Raw genomic sequence first — 18,927 nt, 5'->3', positions numbered from 1 at the left:
GGCCGGTTATAAAACTCACCGGCGTGGGGAATAGACTGAGGTAATTAAAACGGTGGTGAGGGGTGCTTCATTGGAAGAACGTTCGGCGTCAGCGCCAACGGCACAGGGAGACAAGAATCCTGCCGGTGTTCAAACCGGGGTCGCGGCATCAGCGCGCCCTGGTTCATTGGTGCCCGTTGACAACTCGGGGTCCCGCCCCACGTTTCCCGGCCGCCGTGAACGCACCCGGTCCCGGCTGGCCCGGCTGACCGGACGGAACACGGCCACCTATTCGCCCATCCTGGAGCCGCTGCTCCGGACGGTCCGGGCCAACAACCCCAAAGAGGACTTCGACCTCATCCAGCGCGCGTTCGACGTCGCCGAACGGAGCCACCGGGGGCAGAAGCGCAAAAGCGGCGACCCCTACATCACCCACCCGGTTGCGGTGGCAACCATCCTCGCCGAGCTGGGCCTGAGCGGCACCACCCTCGCGGCTGCGCTGCTGCACGACACCGTTGAGGACACGCCCTACACGCTGGAGGACCTCAAGCGGGACTTCGGTCCTGAAGTGGCAATGCTCGTGGACGGCGTCACCAAGCTGGACAAGGTCAGCTTTGGCGAGGCCGCCCAGTCCGAGACGGTCCGCAAGATGGTCGTGGCAATGGCCAAGGACATCCGGGTGCTGATGATCAAGCTGGCCGACAGGCTCCACAACGCCCGTACATGGCGCTTTGTGTCCGCCGAGTCCTCAGCCCGCAAGGCGCGGGAGACACTGGAAATCTTCGCCCCGCTGGCACACCGCCTGGGCATGAACACCATCAAGTGGGAACTTGAGGACCTGTCCTTTGCGGCGCTTTACCCGAAGGTGTACGAAGAGATTGTCCGCATGGTGGGGGACAGGACGCCCGAGCGCGAGAAGAGCCTCAGCGTCATCCGCGACCAGATTACCGAGGACCTGCGGACCGCCCGGATCAAGGCGACCATCACCGGCCGGCCCAAGCATTACTACTCGATCTACCAGAAGATGATCGTCCGCGATAAGGATTTCGACGACATCAATGACCTGATGGGTGTCCGTGTCCTGGTGGACTCGGTCCGGGACTGCTACGCGGCCCTCGGCACCATGCACTCGCGCTGGAACCCGCTTCCGGGCAGGTTCAAGGACTACATTGCGATGCCGAAGTTCAACATGTACCAGTCGCTGCACACCACGGTGATCGGCCCCGGCGGCAAACCGGTAGAGATCCAGATCCGGACCCACGAGATGCACCGCCGCGCGGAATACGGTGTGGCTGCGCACTGGAAGTACAAGGACCAGCCCAACCGGACCGCCGTCGGGCCGGGAAGCCCCCGTGACGGGGACATGGGATGGCTGCGTTCCCTGGTGGACTGGCAGCAGGAAACTTCGGATCCCGGCGAGTTCCTCGATTCGCTGCGCTTCGAGATCAACGCCCGCGAGGTGTTCGTCTTCACGCCCAAGGGTGAGGTCATGGCCTTGCCGGCGGGCTCCACTCCGGTGGACTTCGCCTACGCCGTCCACACTGAAGTGGGGCACCGGACCATCGGGGCACGGGTCAACGGGAAACTCGTCCCGCTCAACAGTGAATTGAACCACGGCGACTGGGTGGAGATTTTCACCTCCAAGGCCGAAGGCGCAGGGCCAAGCCAGGACTGGCAGCACTTCGTCAAGAGCGCCAGGGCGCGGAACAAGATCCGGCAATGGTTCAGCAAGGAACGCCGCGAGGAGGCGATCGACCGCGGCAAGGAACTGCTGACCCGCGCCATGCGGAAACAGAATCTTCCGTTGCAGCGGCTCATGACCCATGAGGCCCTGGCCGCGGTGGCGGAAGAGTTTAAGTACGTGGACATCTCCGGGCTCTACGCCGGTGTGGGCGACGGGCATACGTCCGCCCAGGCGGTCATGGAGAAGCTCGTCGAGAGCCTCGGCGGGAACGAGAGCGCCGACGACGACATCACCGAAGTCAGCATCCCCACCCAAGTCACCAAGGCACGCTTCTCCGACTCCGGCGTGGTGGTGCGCGGCGTCGGCGACGTCTGGGTGAAGCTTGCCCGCTGTTGCACGCCGGTGCCCCCGGACCCCATTTTGGGTTTTGTTACCCGCGGCTCCGGCGTCTCAGTACACCGGACCGATTGCACCAATATCTCCGACCTGAAGGACCAGCCGGACCGGATTGTGGACGTGGATTGGGCGCCCACCCAGTCGAGTGTGTTCCTTGTGGAGATCCAGGTGGAGGCCCTGGACCGCAAGTCGCTGCTGTCCGATGTGACCCGGGTACTGTCGGACAACCACGTGAACATCCTGGCCGCGAGCGTGCATACGTCCACGGACCGCGTGGCCATCTCAAGGTTTGCCTTTGAGATGGGCGACCCCAAGTACCTGAGCCACGTCCTCAGTGCCGTCCGCCGGATCGACGGGGTGTTCGACGTCTACCGGACCACCGGCAACAAGCGCCGGAGCTAGCCGGGCGAGCTTTTCCAGCGCCGCCTTTTTGTGGGGCACCCGGGGGCTTGCCTCAATCGCCAGGACCAGCAGACGCAGCCGCACGTCGTTCTGCGGGCGTGCCAGAAGGCCTGCGAGGGTGGGGACGGCATTTTCGGTGTCCACATGCAGGGCGATATCCAGCGCCGTGCGCAGCGGACTCGACACCATCAAGCCGCCCAGGCTGACAACGTCGAACGGGCCGAGCTTTACCTCGTGCAAGCTGCAGCCGCGGGTATTGCGGAGACTGGATACGCGCCGCCTGGCGTCCACCAGGAGGGCGACTCTGTCCGGCTCGGCGGCACACCCGTAGATCCAGGCAGCCGTCATGCGGCCCGCGACCACCCGCTGCCTGACTGCTGCCGGGACGGCACCGGCGGCAGCCCTGGCGCGCAACTGGGGAGAAGCCAGCACTCCGGGCAGGGTATAGCCGTGCTGGTTGAGGCGGACCAGGAGTCCGTCCGATGCGAGGGACTGCAGTTCCGGTCCGGCAAACGGCATGCCGGGAGCATACAGTTCGGGGAACCGTGGCGGCGCAGCCTGGGTGCCGGGAAGGGAATCGTGCCCCGCGGGAGGAGCCGGTGGTGTTGCCATTCGCCCATCCTGCCAAGCTTCCGGTTAAAGCAGACAGGTCCGGTTCCGGTTATGTGGATAACCGGAACCGGACCTGTCGCGCAAAAAGCCTACGCGCGCAGAAGCGGGATCAGGACAGCTCGCTGGCCGACCGCTGAATCTGGTCAAGCCAGGCCTGGCGCGCTTCGAGGGCTTCCCGGGCGGCCTTGATCCTGCGCTGGTCACCGGTCTTTTCCGCCCTGGCAAGATCGTCCTGCAGCCCCGCAATAGCAGATTCAAGCTGGGACAGGGCGCTGTTGGTGCGCGCCTTGCGCTCGGGGTCGGACCGCTGCCACTGCTCTTCCTCGGCCTGCCGGACGGCATCCTCAACTTTGCGGAGGCCCGCCTCGATCCGGCCCATGTCGCCCCTGGGAACCTTGCCCGCTTCCTCCCAGCGGTCCCGGATGGACTGCAGCGCCTTCTTGGCGGCAGCGAGGTCCCTGACCGGAAGGATGGTGTTCGCCTCAGTCAGCAGTGCTTCCTTGACGGTGAGATTGGCCGCGTACTCCTGGTCGATCTCGTCGTTGGCAGCCTGCCTGTTGGTGAAGAACACGTCCTGCGCGGCGCGGAAACGGGCCCACAGGGCGTCGTCGTCCTTGCGGCTGGCCCGCGGAGACGCCTTCCACTGGTCCATGAGCCTGCGGTATTCGCCGGCGGCAAAGCCCCAGTCCGTGGAGGTAGACAAGGCCTCGGCCTCAGCGATCAGCTTCTCCTTGGCAGCTTTCGCCGCGGAATTGTTGCTGTCCAGCTGGGAGAAGTAAGCGCGGCGGTGGCGGTCGAAAACAGTGCGGGCCGCACGGAAGCGCTTCCACAAAGCATCCTCGTTGCTGCGGCCAAGCCGGACGCCGCTCTTCTGTGCGGCTTTCCAGTTTTCGAAGAGCTCGTTCATCCGGGCGCTGGAAGTTTTCCACTGCGTCTGTGCCGGGTCCTGAGCGGAAATCTGCTCGGCCTCGGCGACGATGGCCTCACGGGCAGCGAGCTCCGACGCGCGGACGGCTTCGTGCTCGGCCTTTTCGGCCTTCTCGAGGTCCGCAATCTGCGCGGACAACTTGTCCAGCCGGGCTTCGGCCGCGCGAAGATCACCCACCATGTTGCGTTCGGCGAGCTGCTCCCGCAGGTGGTTCACCGTCTTCTGCATGTCCGTGCTGGGCGCCTTTGAGCTGACCCGCTGCTCAAGCAGCACGATCTGTGCCACGACGTCGTCGTATTTCCGCGCAAAGTAGGCCAGCGCCTCGTCGTTGCTCACGCCGGGGTACTGGCCGACGGGGTGCTCGCCGCCGTCGATGGTGAGGAAAACGTGGCCGTCCCCTTCCACGCGGCCCCACTTTGAGGCTTCCGCAACCGACGTTGAAGGGGGAGCCTGGACCGGTGCCGGGGCCGGGACGGCCGCAGGCTTGGGGCGTGACGCGAAAGCGGCGGGTGAGGGTGCTGACGGCTTGGGTCCGGGAACCGGGGCGGGTGCAGGTGCGGGGGACGCCGGGGCCTCAGCGGACGTTGCTTCCGTTGCGGGAGCTTCCGTTTCCGGTGCGCGGGCTGCCTCAGTTCCTGCCTCTTCGCCGGCCGCGACCGCCGCTTCGGTCAGGTCTGTTGCTGTTTCGTCGGATTTCTGACTGTCTGTCACCGCTAAAAGTCTTTCGCTTGGAGGGAAATACTCACGTACTGCACTCCGGCCGGAACGGCCGGGCTTCCTACTTCAGAGAAAACGAGTCTATCGTGACTGGTTGCACAGGTGCGCCGTCTGTGTCGCTGCTGCCCGGCGTGATCCCGGCGGCCGCGATGTTTGAGACCACGTCCAGCCCCGATGTCACCCGTCCCACCACCGTGTAGCCACCCGCGGTGTCCGCCGGGATGGACGTGTCCTTGTAGACGATGAAGAACTGGGTTCCGTTGCCGTAGGCATTGTTGCCTGTCCGGGCCACCGCGATGGTCCCGGCCGGATAGCTGTTGTCCCCGGGTGTGTTCTCGAGCGGCCCCCAGGTGTAGTTGGGATCGCCCTGGCCGTCGCCGCCCGCCGAGCCGCACTGCAGGACGCCGAAGGCCTCGGCGGTGGTGAGGCGGTGGCAGGTCTTGCCGCTGTAGAAACCCTGGTCGCTGAGGGACTTGAAGACGGCGGCAGCCTGCGGCGCATTGGTCCCGTCCAGCTCCACGCCCAAGGGGCTGCCGTTCAGGACCAGCTCGCCCGTGAAGGTCTTGCCGGCGGCGGTGTCCGGAGCGGGGATGTTGGGGCCGTTCGTCGCCTGGGCGGTGGGGCTTGCGGACGGGTCGGCTGAGGCGGAGGGGCTGGTGAGCCCGGCTTCGGCAGCCGCGAATTCGTCCTCGGTCGGGTTTCCGGCGAAGGCAGTGAGTTGAAGGACGACGGCGAGCACCACGGCGGCGGTACCGGCGCCGGCGGCTATGAGGTTGTCCCGCTTGCGCCGCTTCTCCTGGTCCCGCCGAAGCTCGCGTTTGGCCTCCATCTGCTGGATGCGCCGTTTTGTTTCGCGGGCACTGCGTGAACTGGCCGCCAAGGATCCTCCTCATTGTCGGGCTCCGCGCACCGGGCCTGGAGCCTGACGCGCAATGGTGTGACGGCCCAGCCCTGCCGCCCGGACGCATTAGAGATGCACACCGATGACGCATAAACTGACTGCCGCACATAGTTTATGCATGACTTGCCGGACCGCCGCGGTTCGGCGCCCATAGGGGCACCCGCGGCAGGGTTCCGGCGCATTAAGAGGAGAACTTTCCATGGCACGCACCGCCTCCCTGTCCGGATTCCCCGAGTGGCTTCCCGAGGAGCGGCTGGTGGAACTTCATGTCCTGGACACCCTGCGGCGCGTGTTCGAACTGCACGGCTTCGCCTCGATTGAGACCCGCGCCGTGGAAACCGTGGGGCAGCTGTTGCGCAAGGGCGAGATCGACAAGGAAGTATACGGGCTGAGCCGGCTCCAGGAGGACGAGAGCGACAACCCGGTCAAGGGAGGCAAAGCGGATCCGAACGCCCTGGCCCTGCACTTCGACCTCACCGTTCCTTTCGCCCGCTATGTGGTGGAAAACGCCGGCTACCTGCCATTCCCGTTCCGGCGCTACCAAATCCAGAAGGTGTGGCGGGGCGAGCGGCCGCAGGAAGGCCGTGCCCGTGAATTCACGCAGGCGGACATCGACGTGGTGGGCGACGGCGAGTTGCCTTTCCGCTACGACGTCGAGATCGCCCTGGTGATTGCCGAGGCGCTGAGCGCGCTGCCGATTCCGGACTTCCGGCTGCGGATCAACAACCGCAAGCTGGCCGAAGGCTTCTACCGCGGCATCGGCCTGGACGATACCGCCGGCGTGCTCCGCAGCATCGACAAACTGGAAAAGATCGGGCCGGACAAGGTGGCCGAACTCCTCAAGTCTGAACTGGGCGCCACGGACGAGCAGGCGCAGAAAGCCCTGCAACTGGCCGCGATCCGGACCGAGGACACCTCTTTCGTGGCGCAGGTGCGCGCGCTCGGCGTGACCAATGACCTTCTCGACGAAGGCCTGGATGAGCTCCGCCAGGTCATCGACGCCGCTGTCCAACGGGCACCCGGCAAGGTAGTCGCCGACCTCAGCATCGCCCGCGGCCTGGACTACTACACCGGCACAGTGGTGGAGACCGTCCTGGTAGGCCACGAGCAGCTGGGTTCCATCTGTTCCGGCGGCCGGTACGACGCTCTGGCGTCCAAGGGAAACCGGAAGTTCCCGGGCGTTGGCCTCTCCATCGGCGTCACCCGGCTCGTGTCCCGCATCCTCAGCCAGGAACTGGCCAAGGCGTCACGTTCGGTCCCAACCGCGGTGCTGGTGGCCCTCACCTCAGATGACAGCTGGGGCGCGGCCCAGGACGTTGCAGCCCAGCTCCGGAGCCGCGGAATTCCCACGGAGGTGGCCGCGAAGGCGGAGAAGTTCGGCAAGCAGATCAAGTTTGCGGACAAGCGCGGCATCCCCTTCGTCTGGTTCACTGACGACGACGGCACCCACCAGGTCAAGGACATCCGGACGGGGGAGCAGGTAGTGGCCGCCCCGGAAACCTGGATTCCGCCGTCGGAAGACCTCTCCGTCCAGGTGGCGGCAACGGCACCGGCTCCCGCCGCCGTCTGAGGGCCGCCCGCTTTCCCGAGCGGCCGTGAGGCAGGGGTCCCCGTCCAGCGGGTAAACTCGGACAGGGCCGTTCCTGCAACGATCCCTTTTATATTTCCAGCTGTTTTCCCGCTGTCTTCAGAAAGGCGTGCTGTGCTGCGCACACATGACCTCGGATCCCTTCGCTCCGAGCACATAGGACAAACCGTAACCCTGGCCGGCTGGGTGGGCCGCCGCCGTGACCACGGTGGCGTCGCATTCGTGGACCTTCGTGACGCTTCCGGCGTTGCGCAGGTTGTGGTCCGTGAGGAAGAGGTTTTCCACGGCCTGCGCAACGAGTACGTCCTGCAGGTGACCGGAACGGTGTCGAAGCGTCCGGAGGGCAACGAAAACCCGGCCCTGGCTACCGGCGACATCGAGGTCATGGCGGACAAGGTGGTGATCCTTAACACCTCCGAGCCGCTGCCGTTCCAGATTGACGAGCACGTGGAAGTGGGCGAGGAAGCGCGCCTGAAGCACCGCTACCTGGACCTCCGCCGCCCGGGCCCCAGCCGCAACCTGCGGCTGCGCTCCGAGGCCAACCGGGTGGCCCGCGAGCTGCTCCACCAGGAGGGCTTCGTGGAGGTAGAGACCCCCACGCTCACGCGTTCGACGCCGGAAGGCGCCCGCGACTTCCTGGTTCCGGCACGCCTGGCCCCCGGTTCCTGGTACGCGCTCCCGCAGTCCCCGCAGCTTTTCAAGCAGCTTCTGCAGGTGGGCGGCTTCGAAAAGTACTACCAGATCGCACGCTGCTACCGGGACGAGGACTTCCGCGCGGACCGCCAGCCGGAATTCACCCAGCTGGACATCGAGGCGAGCTTCGTGGACCAGGACGACATCATCACCCTGGGCGAGAACATTGTGAAGGCAGTGTGGAAGCTCATCGACGTCGAAATCCCGACGCCCATCCAGCGCATCACCTACGCCGACGCCATGGCGCGCTTCGGTTCCGACAAGCCGGACCTGCGTTTCGGCCAGGAGCTGACCGAGCTCACGGAATTCTTCAAGGACACCAACTTCGGTGTCTTCAAGGCACCGTACGTGGGTGCCGTCGTGATGCCGGGCGGGGCCTCGCAGGCCCGCCGCGCCCTCGACGCCTGGCAGGAATGGGCCAAGCAGCGCGGCGCCAAGGGCCTGGCGTACGTCCTGTACAAGGAGGACGGCGAGCTCGCCGGACCGGTGGCCAAGAACCTCACGGACACCGAGCGTGCCGGCCTCGCCGACGCCGTCGGCGCCAAGCCGGGAGACTGCATCTTCTTCGCCGCCGGCGAGAAAACCCCGTCCCGCGCCCTCCTCGGTGCCGCGCGGGTGGAGATCGGCCACCGCACCGGCCTGATCAACCCCAGTGACTGGGCCTTCTGCTGGGTGGTGGACGCCCCCATGTTCGAGCCTGCCGCTGCCGCCGTCGCCTCCGGTGACGTTGCAGTTGGCGCCGGCCAGTGGACCGCTGTGCACCACGCCTTCACCTCGCCCAAGCCGGAATTCCTGGACACGTTCGACAAGGACCCCGAGGCCGCGCTGTCCTACGCGTACGACATTGTCTGCAACGGCAACGAAATCGGCGGCGGCTCCATCCGTATCCACCAGCGGGACGTGCAGGAGCGGGTCTTCGAACTGATGGGCCTGGACAAGGAGGACGCCCGGACCAAGTTCGGCTTCCTGCTCGAAGGCTTCAAGTACGGCGCACCCCCGCACGGCGGGATCGCCTTCGGCTGGGACCGTGTGGTGTCCCTGCTGGCGGGCGTAGAGTCCATCCGCGACGTCATTGCCTTCCCCAAATCCGGCGGCGGCCACGATCCGCTAACGGATGCGCCCGCGCCCATTACTCCGCAGCAGCGAAAGGAAGCCGGCGTGGACTTCAAGCCCGAGGCCACTAAGCCCGCAGAGGCAAAAAAGGCCGAAGCAGTCGCAAAATAGCACCACGGAAGGCTCCCCGGTTTTAAGCGGGGAGCCTTCCGGCTTTAACGAAGGGGACCTGTGGGCGCCGCTGATGCGCGGAAACCCTGGTCATGACGCGCGGACCCTGGACAGGTGCCGCAGCCTGCCGATAACCATCTCGACGGTTCCCCGCAAGAATGACGTTGCCGAACGTCTCAAGGGCAGGGAACCGTCGACCTGGCGGAGTTATCACCCGGGCGCATCGGAAACGGTGACCCGTACGGAACAGGCATCCGCGGCCGCTTTCTTCAGTACTGCCGCCTTCGGTTCCGCCACGTCAAGGTAGGCCAGGCGTGGCAGCCGGAAGTACGCCTTCAGGGCCGGGTCCGCAAGGACAAGGTCGGCCAGGGTCCGGTCCCCGCCGGGCACCACGTACTCGAATGGTTCGGCTGCGAAGACCGCCGCAGCCTGGGACGCCACCGCCTCCACCAGGGCATCGGCCTGGTTCGACCGGCGTCGCGCAAACCTCTGCTGTGACTGCCCGCCCGCTGCGGTCCTGCCCTGGACGTAGCGGGTGCCTGCTTTCGAAGCGAGCAAAGTGCCTTCGCTGGCAACGCCAATGCCGTAGCCACCGCGCCGGACCAGCAGCAAGCCAAGGCGCCGCGGCTGGGACGCCAGCGATGCGAGCCGTTCCAGGGCGTCCGCCCCGCGTCCGGGCCGTCCGTCCGCCGGCCACGGCGCCTGCAGGAGCGCCTGCGCGCCGTCCGCGGCAATCAGCCGCAACCCGTCGTCGTCATCCCTGAGCACATAACCGCCGTGCGCGGCAGCGAAGCGTTCAACCCAGCCTGCCAGGCGGATTCCGGGAACGAATGCCGTCCGCACGGAAGGCTGCCGGTTTGTGGAGGCGGCTGGTGCTGGCATGGCTGAATCCTCCGGTGGGGCGGGCCGGCAGGAAAGCCGATCGACTCAAAGTAGCCTATCTATGTGGATGATCTCTTCGGCTCCGGGCCAGGCAATGACGAGGACGACGACGGCTCCGTCGCCGCAGCAAGTCTGCCGCCCCGCGGTGCCGCCCCCCGCAGTCCACTGGCGGTGCGGATGCGGCCCAGGACCCTCGACGACGTGGTGGGCCAGCAGCACCTCCTGGGACAGGGTTCTCCGCTGCGGCAGCTGGCGGCGGGCGCCGATGCCGCGGGGCCTGCCGGGCCGAGTTCGCTGATCCTGTGGGGGCCTCCCGGTACCGGAAAGACCACCCTGGCCCACGTTATCGCCAACGGTCCCGGCCGGAAGTTCGTGGAGCTCTCCGCCATCACTGCGGGCGTCAAGGATGTCCGGCGCGTGATGGATGATGCCCTCACTGCAAGGGACCTCTACAAAACCACCACCGTCCTGTTCCTTGACGAAATTCACCGCTTCAACAAGGCACAGCAGGACGCCCTGCTGCCCGGCGTGGAAAACCGGTGGGTGGTCCTCGTGGCCGCCACCACCGAGAACCCGTCGTTTTCCGTGGTGTCCCCGCTGCTGTCACGGTCCCTGCTCCTGACCCTCAAGCCGCTGACCGATGCCGATATCGAAGGGCTCCTAATCCGGGCGGTCGGGGATTCCCGCGGCCTTGACGGCAAGGTGGAACTCGAGGCAGAAGCGCTGGCACACCTGGTGCGGCTGTCTGGCGGTGACGCCCGGCGTGCCCTGACGGCACTGGAAGCGGCGGCCGGCGTTGCTTTCGGCGACGCGGGCGATGCCGAAAATGGCCCGGTCAAGGTGGAGCTCCGGCACACCGAGCGTGCCCTGGACGTCGCCGCTGTCCGCTACGACCGGGCGGGGGACCAGCACTACGACGTTGCCAGCGCCTTCATCAAATCGATCCGGGGTTCCGACGTTGACGCTGCGCTCCACTACCTGGCCCGGATGCTTGAAGCGGGGGAGGACCCGCGGTTCGTGGCCCGGCGGATCGTGATCTCCGCGGCCGAGGACGTGGGCATGGCGGACCCCACGGCACTGCAAACGGCTGTGGCGGCGGCCCAGGCCGTGCAGCTGATCGGCATGCCGGAGGGAAGGATCATCCTGGCGGAAGCCGTGGTCCACCTGGCCACCGCCCCCAAGTCGAATGCCGCCTACCTGGGCATCAACCAGGCCATCGCCGACGTCCGGGGAGGCATGGGCAACGGAATCCCGGCCCACCTGCGGGACGCGCACTATCCCGGCTCGAAGCAGCTGGGCCACGGAGTGGGTTACAAGTACGCCCATGACGCCCCGCATGGAGTGGCAGCCCAGCAGTACCCGCCCGACGATCTTGTGGGGCGGGACTACTACCGGCCCACGAACAACGGCGCTGAACGGGACATCGCTGTCCGGCTGGAGCGGCTGCGGAGGATTGTCCGGGGCAAGTGACCGCCGTGGTAGGATGGATGTTTGTCTGGCAAGGCGCGGACGCACAATCCCCTCGAACTTCCTTCGGGTTGGTGGTGCCCGGCGCCCAGTAGCAAAAGGCAGCGGTTGGCCGATGCTCTCCATCGTGGAGGCCAGTAACACTGACACACCGCAGATATTGGAAGGACACAAGTGGCTAACAACACTCGTGCTCGCCGTCAGGCCCGCCTCTCGCGGTCCCTCGGCATCGCCCTGACCCCCAAGGCCGCCAAGTACATGGAGCGCCGCCCGTACGGCCCCGGTGAGCATGGCCGCGCCCGCAAGAAGCAGGACTCCGACTACGCCGTTCGTCTGCGTGAGAAGCAGCGCCTGCGCGCCCAGTACGGCATCCGCGAAGCACAGATGACCCGTGCCTTCGAAGAAGCCCGCCGCACCAAGGGCCTGACCGGTGAAAACCTCATCGAACTGCTCGAAATGCGCCTTGACGCCCTGGTCCTGCGTGCCGGGTTCGCCCGCACCATCGCCCAGGCCCGCCAGCTTGTTGTGCACCGCCACATCATGGTTGACGGCATCCGGGTCGACCGTCCGTCGTTCCGCGTCGGCGAGGGCCAGCTGGTCCACGTCCACAGCCGCAGCGAAACCATGGTTCCCCTCCAGGTTGCAGCAGCCGGCGCCCACCGCGACGTCCTGCCCGCCGTTCCGGCCTACCTGGACGTCAAGCTCGAGGCTCTGCAGGCCCGCCTGGTCCGCCGCCCCAAGCGCTCCGAAATCCCGGTGACCTGCGAAGAGCAGCTCGTCGTCGAATTCTACGCACGCTAATCCCAGCAGCGTATCCAAAGAAGCCCGTGGCAAGCGCCGCGGGCTTCTTTGTATGTAAGGTACTTGGGGGACATCTGCGGAACGCGCCACCACTGGCGCGTGCAGGATGGACCAAACCACAGAATTCCAAGGAGATGAACGTCTATGTCTGGTGGCGATATCGCCGGCCTGATCGCTGCCGGGGTGTTTGCGCTCCTGGTGCTGCTGCTCGCCGTGCCCATCCTGAAGCTGGGCAAGGTGTTCGACGAGGTGCGCACGGCCATCAGGTCGATCAGCGACGGCGCCACGCCCCTCATGGATGAGGTCACCGCCACCGTTTCCACCACCAACCAGCAGCTGAAGAAGGTGGACGGCATTTCGTCCAACGTCTCCGACGCCTCCGCGAACCTCTCCGCCCTGTCCTCCCTGGTGGCCGCAACGGTCGGCTCGCCGCTCATCAAGGTGGCGGCGTTCAGCTACGGCGTGCGTACCGCGCTGACGAACCGCAAGAAGCCTTCATCCGGCCGCCGCAGCCGCTGAGTTTCGGAAAGAACGAACAATGAAACGACTTGTCTGGATGGGAATCGGCGTAGCCATCGGCATCATCGCCTTCCGCAAGGTCGCCGAAGCCCAGTCCAACCTCGGACCGGAAGGCCTGAACCGGGCCGTCGGCCGGCTGGCCGACGGCGTCTACGACTTCGCCGACGCCGTCCGCGACGGCATGCGCGAACGCGAGACGGACCTCCGGTCCGCCCTCGGCGTCGAACCGGAAGAAGCGGCGCGCCGCTGACCTGCGGCAGCCGCCCGAACCAAACCCGGCAGGAACCCTCCCCGGATCCTGCCACCTGAACGAACACATCCGCGCCGGTGCGCGGACCAAGAAGGGTAAGAAAACAGCTCATGAAGTCGCAGGAGATCACAAAGCGCTGGGTGGACTTTTTTGTCAGCAAGGGCCACACCGCGGTTCCCTCCGCATCGCTGGTCTCCAGCGACCCCTCGCTGCTTTTCACGGTGGCCGGCATGGTTCCGTTCATTCCCTACCTGACCGCCCGCGAAGAAGCGCCCTACTCCCGTGCCACCAGCGTGCAGAAGTGCATCCGTACCGGCGACATCGAGGAAGTTGGCAAGACCGCCCGGCACGGCACGTTCTTCCAGATGTGCGGCAACTTCTCCTTCGGTGACTACTTCAAGGAAGACGCCATCAAGTTCGCCTGGGAGCTGCTCACCAGGAGCGTTGACGACGGCGGCTACGGCCTTGCGCCCGAACTGCTGTGGGTGACCGTCTACGAAGAGGACGACGAAGCCAAGGAACTGTGGCTGAAGAACACCGGCGTCCCGGCGGAGCGGATCCAGAAAATGGGCAAGTCGGACAACTACTGGCACACGGGCCAGCCCGGCCCGGCCGGCCCCTGCTCCGAGATCTACTACGACCGCGGACCCGCCTACGGTGTTGAGGGCGGCCCCATAGCGAACGAGACCCGCTACATCGAAATCTGGAACCTGGTGTTCATGCAGTACCAGATTGACAATGTCCGCTCCAAGGAAGACTTCGATGTGTTGGGCGAGCTGCCCAAGCGCAACATCGACACCGGCCTGGGCATGGAACGCCTGGCCATGATCCTCCAAAGCGTCGAGAACATGTACGAGACGGACCAGGTCCGTCCGGTCATCGACAAGGCCGCCGAGCTGTCGGGCAAGGAATACACGTCTGCCGAAACCGACGATGACCCCCACCATGCAGACGATGTGCGCATGCGCGTGGTGGCCGACCACATCCGCTCGGCGCTGATGCTGATCGCCGACGGCGTCACCCCCTCCAACGAAGGCCGCGGCTACGTCCTTCGCCGCCTCATCCGCCGCGCAGTCCGTTCCATGCGGCTCCTGGGCGTCGAACAGGCCTGCCTGCCGGAACTGCTGCCGGCCTCCCGTGATGCCATGAAGGGCGTCTACCCCGTGGTGGAGACTGACTTCGCCCGCATCAGCCGCATCGCCTACGCCGAGGAGAAGGCCTTCCTGCGGACCATCGCCTCCGGAACCGCCCGGCTCGAGGACGCCGTCCGGGCATCCAAGGCCGCCAACAAGCCGCTATCCGGCGCCGACGCGTTCACCCTGCACGACACCTACGGCTTCCCGATCGATCTAACCCTCGAAATGGCCGAGGAAGCCGGACTGAAGGTGGATGAAGCAGCCTTCCGCAGCCTGATGCAGGAGCAGCGCCAGCGCGCCCAGGCGGACGCCAAGGGCAAAAAGGGCGGCCACGCCGACCTCACCGTGTTCCAGGAAATCCTGGCGCAGGGCGAGACGGTCTTCACCGGCTACACAGAGCTCGACGGCGAGTCCCGGGTCCGCGGACTGCTCACCGGCGGCCGTCCGGTACAGCAGGCCTCCACCGGTGACGAGATCGAGCTGGTCCTGGCTGAAACGCCGTTTTACGCCGAAGCGGGCGGCCAGGCCGCGGACACCGGCCTGATCACCGGCGACGGCTTTGTCGTCGAGGTCCTCGACGTGCAGCGCCCGCTCAAGGGCCTGAGCGTGCACAAGGCGATCGTCCGCGAAGGCGAGATCGGCGCCGGCTCGCTGGTGCGCGCCGCCGTCGACCGTGAACGCCGGCACGCGGCGGAGCAGGCCCACACGGGTACCCATATCGTGCACGCGGCGCTGCACCAGATCCTGGGCCCCGAAGCGACCCAGCGCGGGTCCTTCAACAAGGCCGGGTACCTGCGCTTCGACTTCGCCTGGGGCGAAGGCCTGAGCGCTGCCACCCGGTCAGAGATCGAGGAAGTTTCCAACCTCGCCATCCGCAACAACTTTGCCGTGGAAACCAGCGTGATGCCCCTGGCCCAGGCCAAGGCGATGGGTGCCATGGCACTCTTCGGCGAAAACTACGGCAGCGAAGTCCGCGTGGTGGAGATCGACGGCGCCTGGTCGCGTGAGCTGTGCGGTGGAACGCACGTGGAAAACACCTCCCTGATCGGCAGCCTTTCGCTGCTGGGCGAGCAGTCGGTAGGTTCGGGAAACCGCCGCGTGGAGGCCTTCGTGGGAATGGATGCGTTCCGGCACCTGGCCGCAGAGCGTGCCCTCGTCACGGAGCTTACTGAGATGCTCAAAGTTCCGTCCGGCCAGCTGGCCGACCGGATCGCAGCAACCCTCGCCAAGCTGAAGGCCACGGAAAAGGAACTGGACCGCCTGCGCAAGGAGCAGCTTGCAGCAGCGGCGGCCCAGCTGGTCAACACCGCAAAGGACGCCGCAGGTGTCAGCGTCATCGCCCACGACGCCGGCACCGTTAGCGGCGCCGAGGATCTCCGCGGCCTCGCCCTGGACCTGCGCAACCGCATGGGGTCGGCAGCAGCCACCGTGGCCGTGGCCGGTGTAGCCAATGACCGCCCCATCATCCTGGTCGCCACCAACGAAGCTGCCCGTGGCGCCGGGGTCAAGGCCGGAGCCCTGGTCCGCGTCGCCGCCGGCATCCTCGGCGGTGGCGGTGGCGGCAAGGACGACGTCGCGCAGGGCGGCGGAACGGACACCGGCAAGGTGGGCGCCGCCCTGGCAGCCGTCGTCGACGCCGTCGAACGGCGCTAATCCTGCCATGGCCACTCCTGCAGCTGCCGGCGGTTACCCCCAGGGCGTGAAACTGGGGGTGGACGTGGGCACCGTCCGGGTTGGCGTCGCCGTCTGCGACCGCGACTCGATCCTTGCCACGCCCTACAAGACCCTGGACCGGAACGCCAAGAGAAACTCCGATGTCAAGGTCATTGCCAGACTGGCGGGGGACCTCGGTGCGGTCCAGGTCTTCGTCGGCTTGCCCCGGACGCTCAAGGGCGAGGAGCACGCGTCCGCGCGGATGGCGACCGATTACGCGGAGCTGCTTGCAGCCGAGCTTGCAGGACGCGGCCTGGACGTGCCGGTCAACCTCGTGGACGAACGGCTCAGCAGTGTCACCGCGCACCGCAGCCTGCACGAAGCTGGCATGAGCAGCAGGAATCACCGTAAAGTAGTGGATCAGGTCGCGGCGGCAGGTATTCTTCAGCACGCCATCGACATGCAGAAAGCCAGGGGAGCGGATGTCGGCTCACGCGTGACACTGCCAGCCCCGTCCGTGGACCCGGGGGTCGACGAGGTGGACGAGCCTGTCCCCGGTACCCCGGGGGACACGGCCCAATCTTCAGATAATGGAAGGCAACAGTGAGCCCTGCCAACATTGACGACGTTCCCGGCCAGGGGAATGCGAGGCCGCTGACCCGCAAGGAGCTGCGGGCCCGCGAAAAGAGCCTTGACACAGGCAGCCAGGGTACTGTTCCGGAACAGGCGTACGAAACAGGGCACGATGTGCCGCCGCCCCCTGCTGAACCGCCGGTTGTCCCGGCTGCCCCAGCCGGACCTCCTTCGATCCAGAAAGAGGTCCCGGAAGATGCCGGACAGGGCCACGACGTGCCGGTGCCGCAGCAGCATGAGCCCGAGCCGGAAACCGCACACGCACCCGCCGTTGAGCCGGCGATGGCAGGACATCAGCACGCGCCGGAGACGCACTACCTTGAGCAGGTCCGCCACACCGAGCCTGGCCACCATGACCGCGGGAATTCCATACCCGCCTACCACGACGGGACTTACGACGACAACGTCCATCACGATGCCGTGCACTATGAGGATGTCCATGACGACGGCTACCACCACGGGTACCACGATGACGGGTACCACGACGGCACCAGCCACCATGGACTGCTCGCAGGATCGTCAGAGGCGAAGGTAGTGGCAAGGCCCTCCAAAAAGGTGCGGCGCCGGCGTCGGATGCTGGCGCTGTTCCTCACGCTTGCCGTTTTCGTTACGGCAGTGGCAGTCGGTGCCCAGTTCCTCAAGCCCCTCCTGGGAGGCGGCAAGCCGAGCGACTTCCCCGGGCCGGGATCCGGCGAAGTCCAGGTCACCGTGGACAACGGGGAGGGCACCCGGTCGGTTGCCCTGGACCTCGAAAGCAAGGGCGTCGTGGCCAACGCCGACACCTTCCTGCAGGCATTCTCCGCATCCGGCGGGGTCCTGGCGCCTGGCGACTACGTCTTCAAGTCGGAGATGAAGAACAGCGACGCCGTGGACGTCCTCCTGGGCCAGGACAAAGCCAAGGTCATCTATTTTGCCCTCAGTGCAGGCCTGCGCATCAACGAATCCCTCCAGGCCATCTCGGAAGGGTCCGGAGTGTCCATCCAGGACCTGCAGGCACTCAGCAACCAGCCGTCCCAGTTCGGGCTGCCGGCCAACGCCAAGAACCTGGAGGGTTACCTTGCCCCCGGTGAGCACCGCTTCCCGCTGGGCACCCCGGCCAAGGACATCCTCCAGGCGCTGGTCAAGATCACCACCGACGAACTGGTCTCGCAGGGGATTACTGATCCTGCCAGGCAGTACGAGGCCGTGATCGTCGCCAGCATCGTGCAGGCCGAAGGCGGCCAGGCCGAGTACGGGGATGTGGCCGGGGCGATCTACAACAGGCTCAAGCCGAATGACCAGACCAATGGCTTCCTGCAAGTGGACTCCGCCGTGACTTACGGCCTGGGCACCAAGAGCTACAACTTCACCGACGAACAGCGCCAGGACAAGTCGAATCCGTACAACACCTACGCCAACCCCGGGCTGCCGCCCGGGCCGATCGGTTCGCCGGGCAAGACCGCCATTGACGCAGCGGCCAAGCCCAAGTCCAACGACTACCTCTACTGGGTGACCATCAACCTGGACACCAAGGAAACCAAGTTCTCCCGGACACTGGCCGAACACAACGTATACGTGGAGCAGTACAACGCCTGGTGCATGGCCAACGTGGGCCGCTGCGCATGAGCCTCCGGGCCGCCGTCCTTGGCCATCCGATCAGCCATTCAAAGTCCCCGGCGCTGCACCTGGCGGCATACGGGCAGCTGGGGATCGGCATCTGCTATACCGCCATCGACGTCACAGAGGACCTCCTGCCGGCCGTGATGCGCCAGATCCGGGACCAGCAGGGCTGGCGGGGGCTGTCCGTCACCATGCCGCTGAAAACTGCGATGCTGCGCGAAGTCGACGAGGTCCGGGGCGTCGCCCGGACGCTGGGCGTGGTGAACACCGTGTCCTTCGAAGACCATCACGGTACGCCGCGGGCCGTCGGCTCGAACACGGACGTCACCGGAATCGTAAACGCCCTGCGCCACGCCGGGACAGGAACTGCGCCCTCGGCCGTCATCCTCGGCGGCGGCGGTACAGCTGCCTCCGCCGTTGCCGCTTTGCATGAACTGGGTACGTCGCAGGCCACGGTCTTCGTCCGCGATACCGCGCGCGCCGGCGACGTCCGTGCTGCCGCCGGGAGCCTTGGCGTTGACCTGGATGTCCGTCCCCTGGCCGGGGCCGCGCACCCGACCGCGTGTGCCGACGTCGTAATCTCCACCCTCCCGCCCCGCGCGGCGGACGGTCTTGCGGCCGAAATCGCCGCCCTGAAAACCGCTACGCCCGGCGTCCTGCTGGACGTGGCGTACGATCCCTGGCCCAGCCTGGTCGCGTCCGTGTGGCAGGCGGGCGGAGGTGCGGTGGTGCCCGGACTGGAGATGCTGCTCTACCAGGCCGTCGAACAGGTGCGGCTTTTCAGCCGCCGGGGAGATGACGTGGACGCGGCCGTCATAGATGTGATGTGCGCCTCAGTCGGCCTCCCCCGACGGGCCTTGTAA

15 protein-coding genes are annotated in these 18,927 nt (G+C 66.3%); 11 read left to right on the top strand and 4 right to left on the bottom strand.

What is annotated here, in order from left to right:
- The first annotated feature begins 70 nt into the window (after positions 1 to 70).
- Entirely contained in the window at positions 71 to 2,461 is a 2,391-nt protein-coding gene (locus ACLH0K_RS09625; RefSeq protein WP_411373412.1) for a RelA/SpoT family protein, read from the top strand.
- Here the strand turns inward: ACLH0K_RS09625 and ACLH0K_RS09620 are convergent.
- From ACLH0K_RS09620 to ACLH0K_RS09610, 3 genes are all read right to left on the bottom strand, one after another.
- Complete coding sequence (locus tag ACLH0K_RS09620) at positions 2,342 to 3,073, bottom strand: hypothetical protein (protein ID WP_411373411.1); 732 nt, start codon at positions 3,071 to 3,073, stop codon at positions 2,342 to 2,344. The genes ACLH0K_RS09625 and ACLH0K_RS09620 overlap by 120 nt on opposite strands.
- A 109-nt stretch (positions 3,074 to 3,182) precedes the next feature.
- Positions 3,183 to 4,712, bottom strand: coding sequence for a DUF349 domain-containing protein (locus ACLH0K_RS09615; protein ID WP_411373410.1), 1,530 nt, complete (start codon positions 4,710 to 4,712; stop codon positions 3,183 to 3,185).
- A gap of 67 nt (positions 4,713 to 4,779) precedes the next feature.
- The gene (locus ACLH0K_RS09610; RefSeq protein ID WP_411373409.1) at positions 4,780 to 5,598 is read right to left on the bottom strand and encodes a peptidylprolyl isomerase; all 819 of its coding nucleotides are present in this window, start codon (positions 5,596 to 5,598) and stop codon (positions 4,780 to 4,782) included.
- A gap of 220 nt (positions 5,599 to 5,818) precedes the next feature.
- On the opposite strand from ACLH0K_RS09610, the gene hisS reads away from it, so the two are divergent.
- Positions 5,819 to 7,189 (top strand): histidine--tRNA ligase, encoded by a 1,371-nt coding sequence (gene hisS / locus ACLH0K_RS09605; RefSeq protein WP_411373408.1) that lies wholly within the window; start codon positions 5,819 to 5,821, stop codon positions 7,187 to 7,189.
- A gap of 132 nt (positions 7,190 to 7,321) precedes the next feature.
- Complete coding sequence (gene aspS / locus ACLH0K_RS09600) at positions 7,322 to 9,124, top strand: aspartate--tRNA ligase (RefSeq protein WP_411373407.1); 1,803 nt, start codon at positions 7,322 to 7,324, stop codon at positions 9,122 to 9,124.
- 210 nt (positions 9,125 to 9,334) lie between these two features.
- Here aspS and ACLH0K_RS09595 read toward each other — a convergent pair whose 3' ends face one another.
- On the bottom strand, positions 9,335 to 10,006 hold the full coding sequence (locus tag ACLH0K_RS09595; protein ID WP_411373406.1) for an acVLRF1 family peptidyl-tRNA hydrolase: 672 nt from the start codon (positions 10,004 to 10,006) through the stop codon (positions 9,335 to 9,337).
- Positions 10,007 to 10,069: 63 nt separating this feature from the next.
- Between ACLH0K_RS09595 and ACLH0K_RS09590 the strand changes: the two genes are divergently transcribed.
- From ACLH0K_RS09590 to ACLH0K_RS09555, 8 genes are all read left to right on the top strand, one after another.
- A complete protein-coding gene (locus ACLH0K_RS09590; protein ID WP_411373405.1) occupies positions 10,070 to 11,476 on the top strand; it encodes a replication-associated recombination protein A in 1,407 nt (468 codons plus the stop codon).
- A gap of 171 nt (positions 11,477 to 11,647) precedes the next feature.
- A complete protein-coding gene (rpsD, locus tag ACLH0K_RS09585; RefSeq protein ID WP_043454433.1) occupies positions 11,648 to 12,274 on the top strand; it encodes a 30S ribosomal protein S4 in 627 nt (208 codons plus the stop codon).
- A 144-nt stretch (positions 12,275 to 12,418) separates the two neighbouring features.
- Positions 12,419 to 12,793 (top strand): DUF948 domain-containing protein, encoded by a 375-nt coding sequence (locus ACLH0K_RS09580; protein WP_411373404.1) that lies wholly within the window; start codon positions 12,419 to 12,421, stop codon positions 12,791 to 12,793.
- Positions 12,794 to 12,812: 19 nt separating this feature from the next.
- Positions 12,813 to 13,043 carry a DUF6167 family protein gene (locus ACLH0K_RS09575; protein WP_411373403.1) on the top strand — a complete coding sequence of 77 codons (231 nt, stop codon included), beginning with the start codon at positions 12,813 to 12,815 and terminating at the stop codon, positions 13,041 to 13,043.
- Between the two features lie 110 nt (positions 13,044 to 13,153).
- Positions 13,154 to 15,832: an alanine--tRNA ligase gene (gene alaS, locus ACLH0K_RS09570; RefSeq protein WP_411373402.1), complete on the top strand. Its 2,679-nt coding sequence runs from the start codon at positions 13,154 to 13,156 to the stop codon at positions 15,830 to 15,832.
- A 7-nt stretch (positions 15,833 to 15,839) separates the two neighbouring features.
- Positions 15,840 to 16,439: a Holliday junction resolvase RuvX gene (ruvX, locus tag ACLH0K_RS09565; RefSeq protein WP_411373401.1), complete on the top strand. Its 600-nt coding sequence runs from the start codon at positions 15,840 to 15,842 to the stop codon at positions 16,437 to 16,439.
- Entirely contained in the window at positions 16,436 to 18,070 is a 1,635-nt protein-coding gene (gene mltG / locus ACLH0K_RS09560; RefSeq protein WP_411373400.1) for an endolytic transglycosylase MltG, read from the top strand. Before ruvX ends, mltG begins: the two co-directional genes overlap by 4 nt.
- Positions 18,067 to 18,927 carry a shikimate dehydrogenase gene (locus tag ACLH0K_RS09555; protein ID WP_411373399.1) on the top strand — a complete coding sequence of 287 codons (861 nt, stop codon included), beginning with the start codon at positions 18,067 to 18,069 and terminating at the stop codon, positions 18,925 to 18,927. Before mltG ends, ACLH0K_RS09555 begins: the two co-directional genes overlap by 4 nt.

The organism is Arthrobacter sp. MPF02 (assembly GCF_046605375.1).
Taxonomy (GTDB): domain Bacteria; phylum Actinomycetota; class Actinomycetes; order Actinomycetales; family Micrococcaceae; genus Arthrobacter.
This window is presented reverse-complemented; position numbering and strand designations above follow the sequence as displayed.

Bases quoted from the DNA above. Each gene is read 5' to 3' on its own strand.
- ACLH0K_RS09620 (WP_411373411.1), bottom strand. From the start codon at position 3,073: ATGGCAACACCACCGGCTCCTCCCGCGGGGCACGATTCCCTTCCCGGC.
- hisS (WP_411373408.1), top strand. From the start codon at position 5,819: ATGGCACGCACCGCCTCCCTGTCCGGATTCCCCGAGTGGCTTCCCGAG.
- ACLH0K_RS09595 (WP_411373406.1), bottom strand. From the start codon at position 10,006: ATGCCAGCACCAGCCGCCTCCACAAACCGGCAGCCTTCCGTGCGGACG.
- ACLH0K_RS09580 (WP_411373404.1), top strand. From the start codon at position 12,419: ATGTCTGGTGGCGATATCGCCGGCCTGATCGCTGCCGGGGTGTTTGCG.
- ACLH0K_RS09575 (WP_411373403.1), top strand. From the start codon at position 12,813: ATGAAACGACTTGTCTGGATGGGAATCGGCGTAGCCATCGGCATCATC.
- alaS (WP_411373402.1), top strand. From the start codon at position 13,154: ATGAAGTCGCAGGAGATCACAAAGCGCTGGGTGGACTTTTTTGTCAGC.
- ruvX (WP_411373401.1), top strand. From the start codon at position 15,840: ATGGCCACTCCTGCAGCTGCCGGCGGTTACCCCCAGGGCGTGAAACTG.
- ACLH0K_RS09555 (WP_411373399.1), top strand. From the start codon at position 18,067: ATGAGCCTCCGGGCCGCCGTCCTTGGCCATCCGATCAGCCATTCAAAG.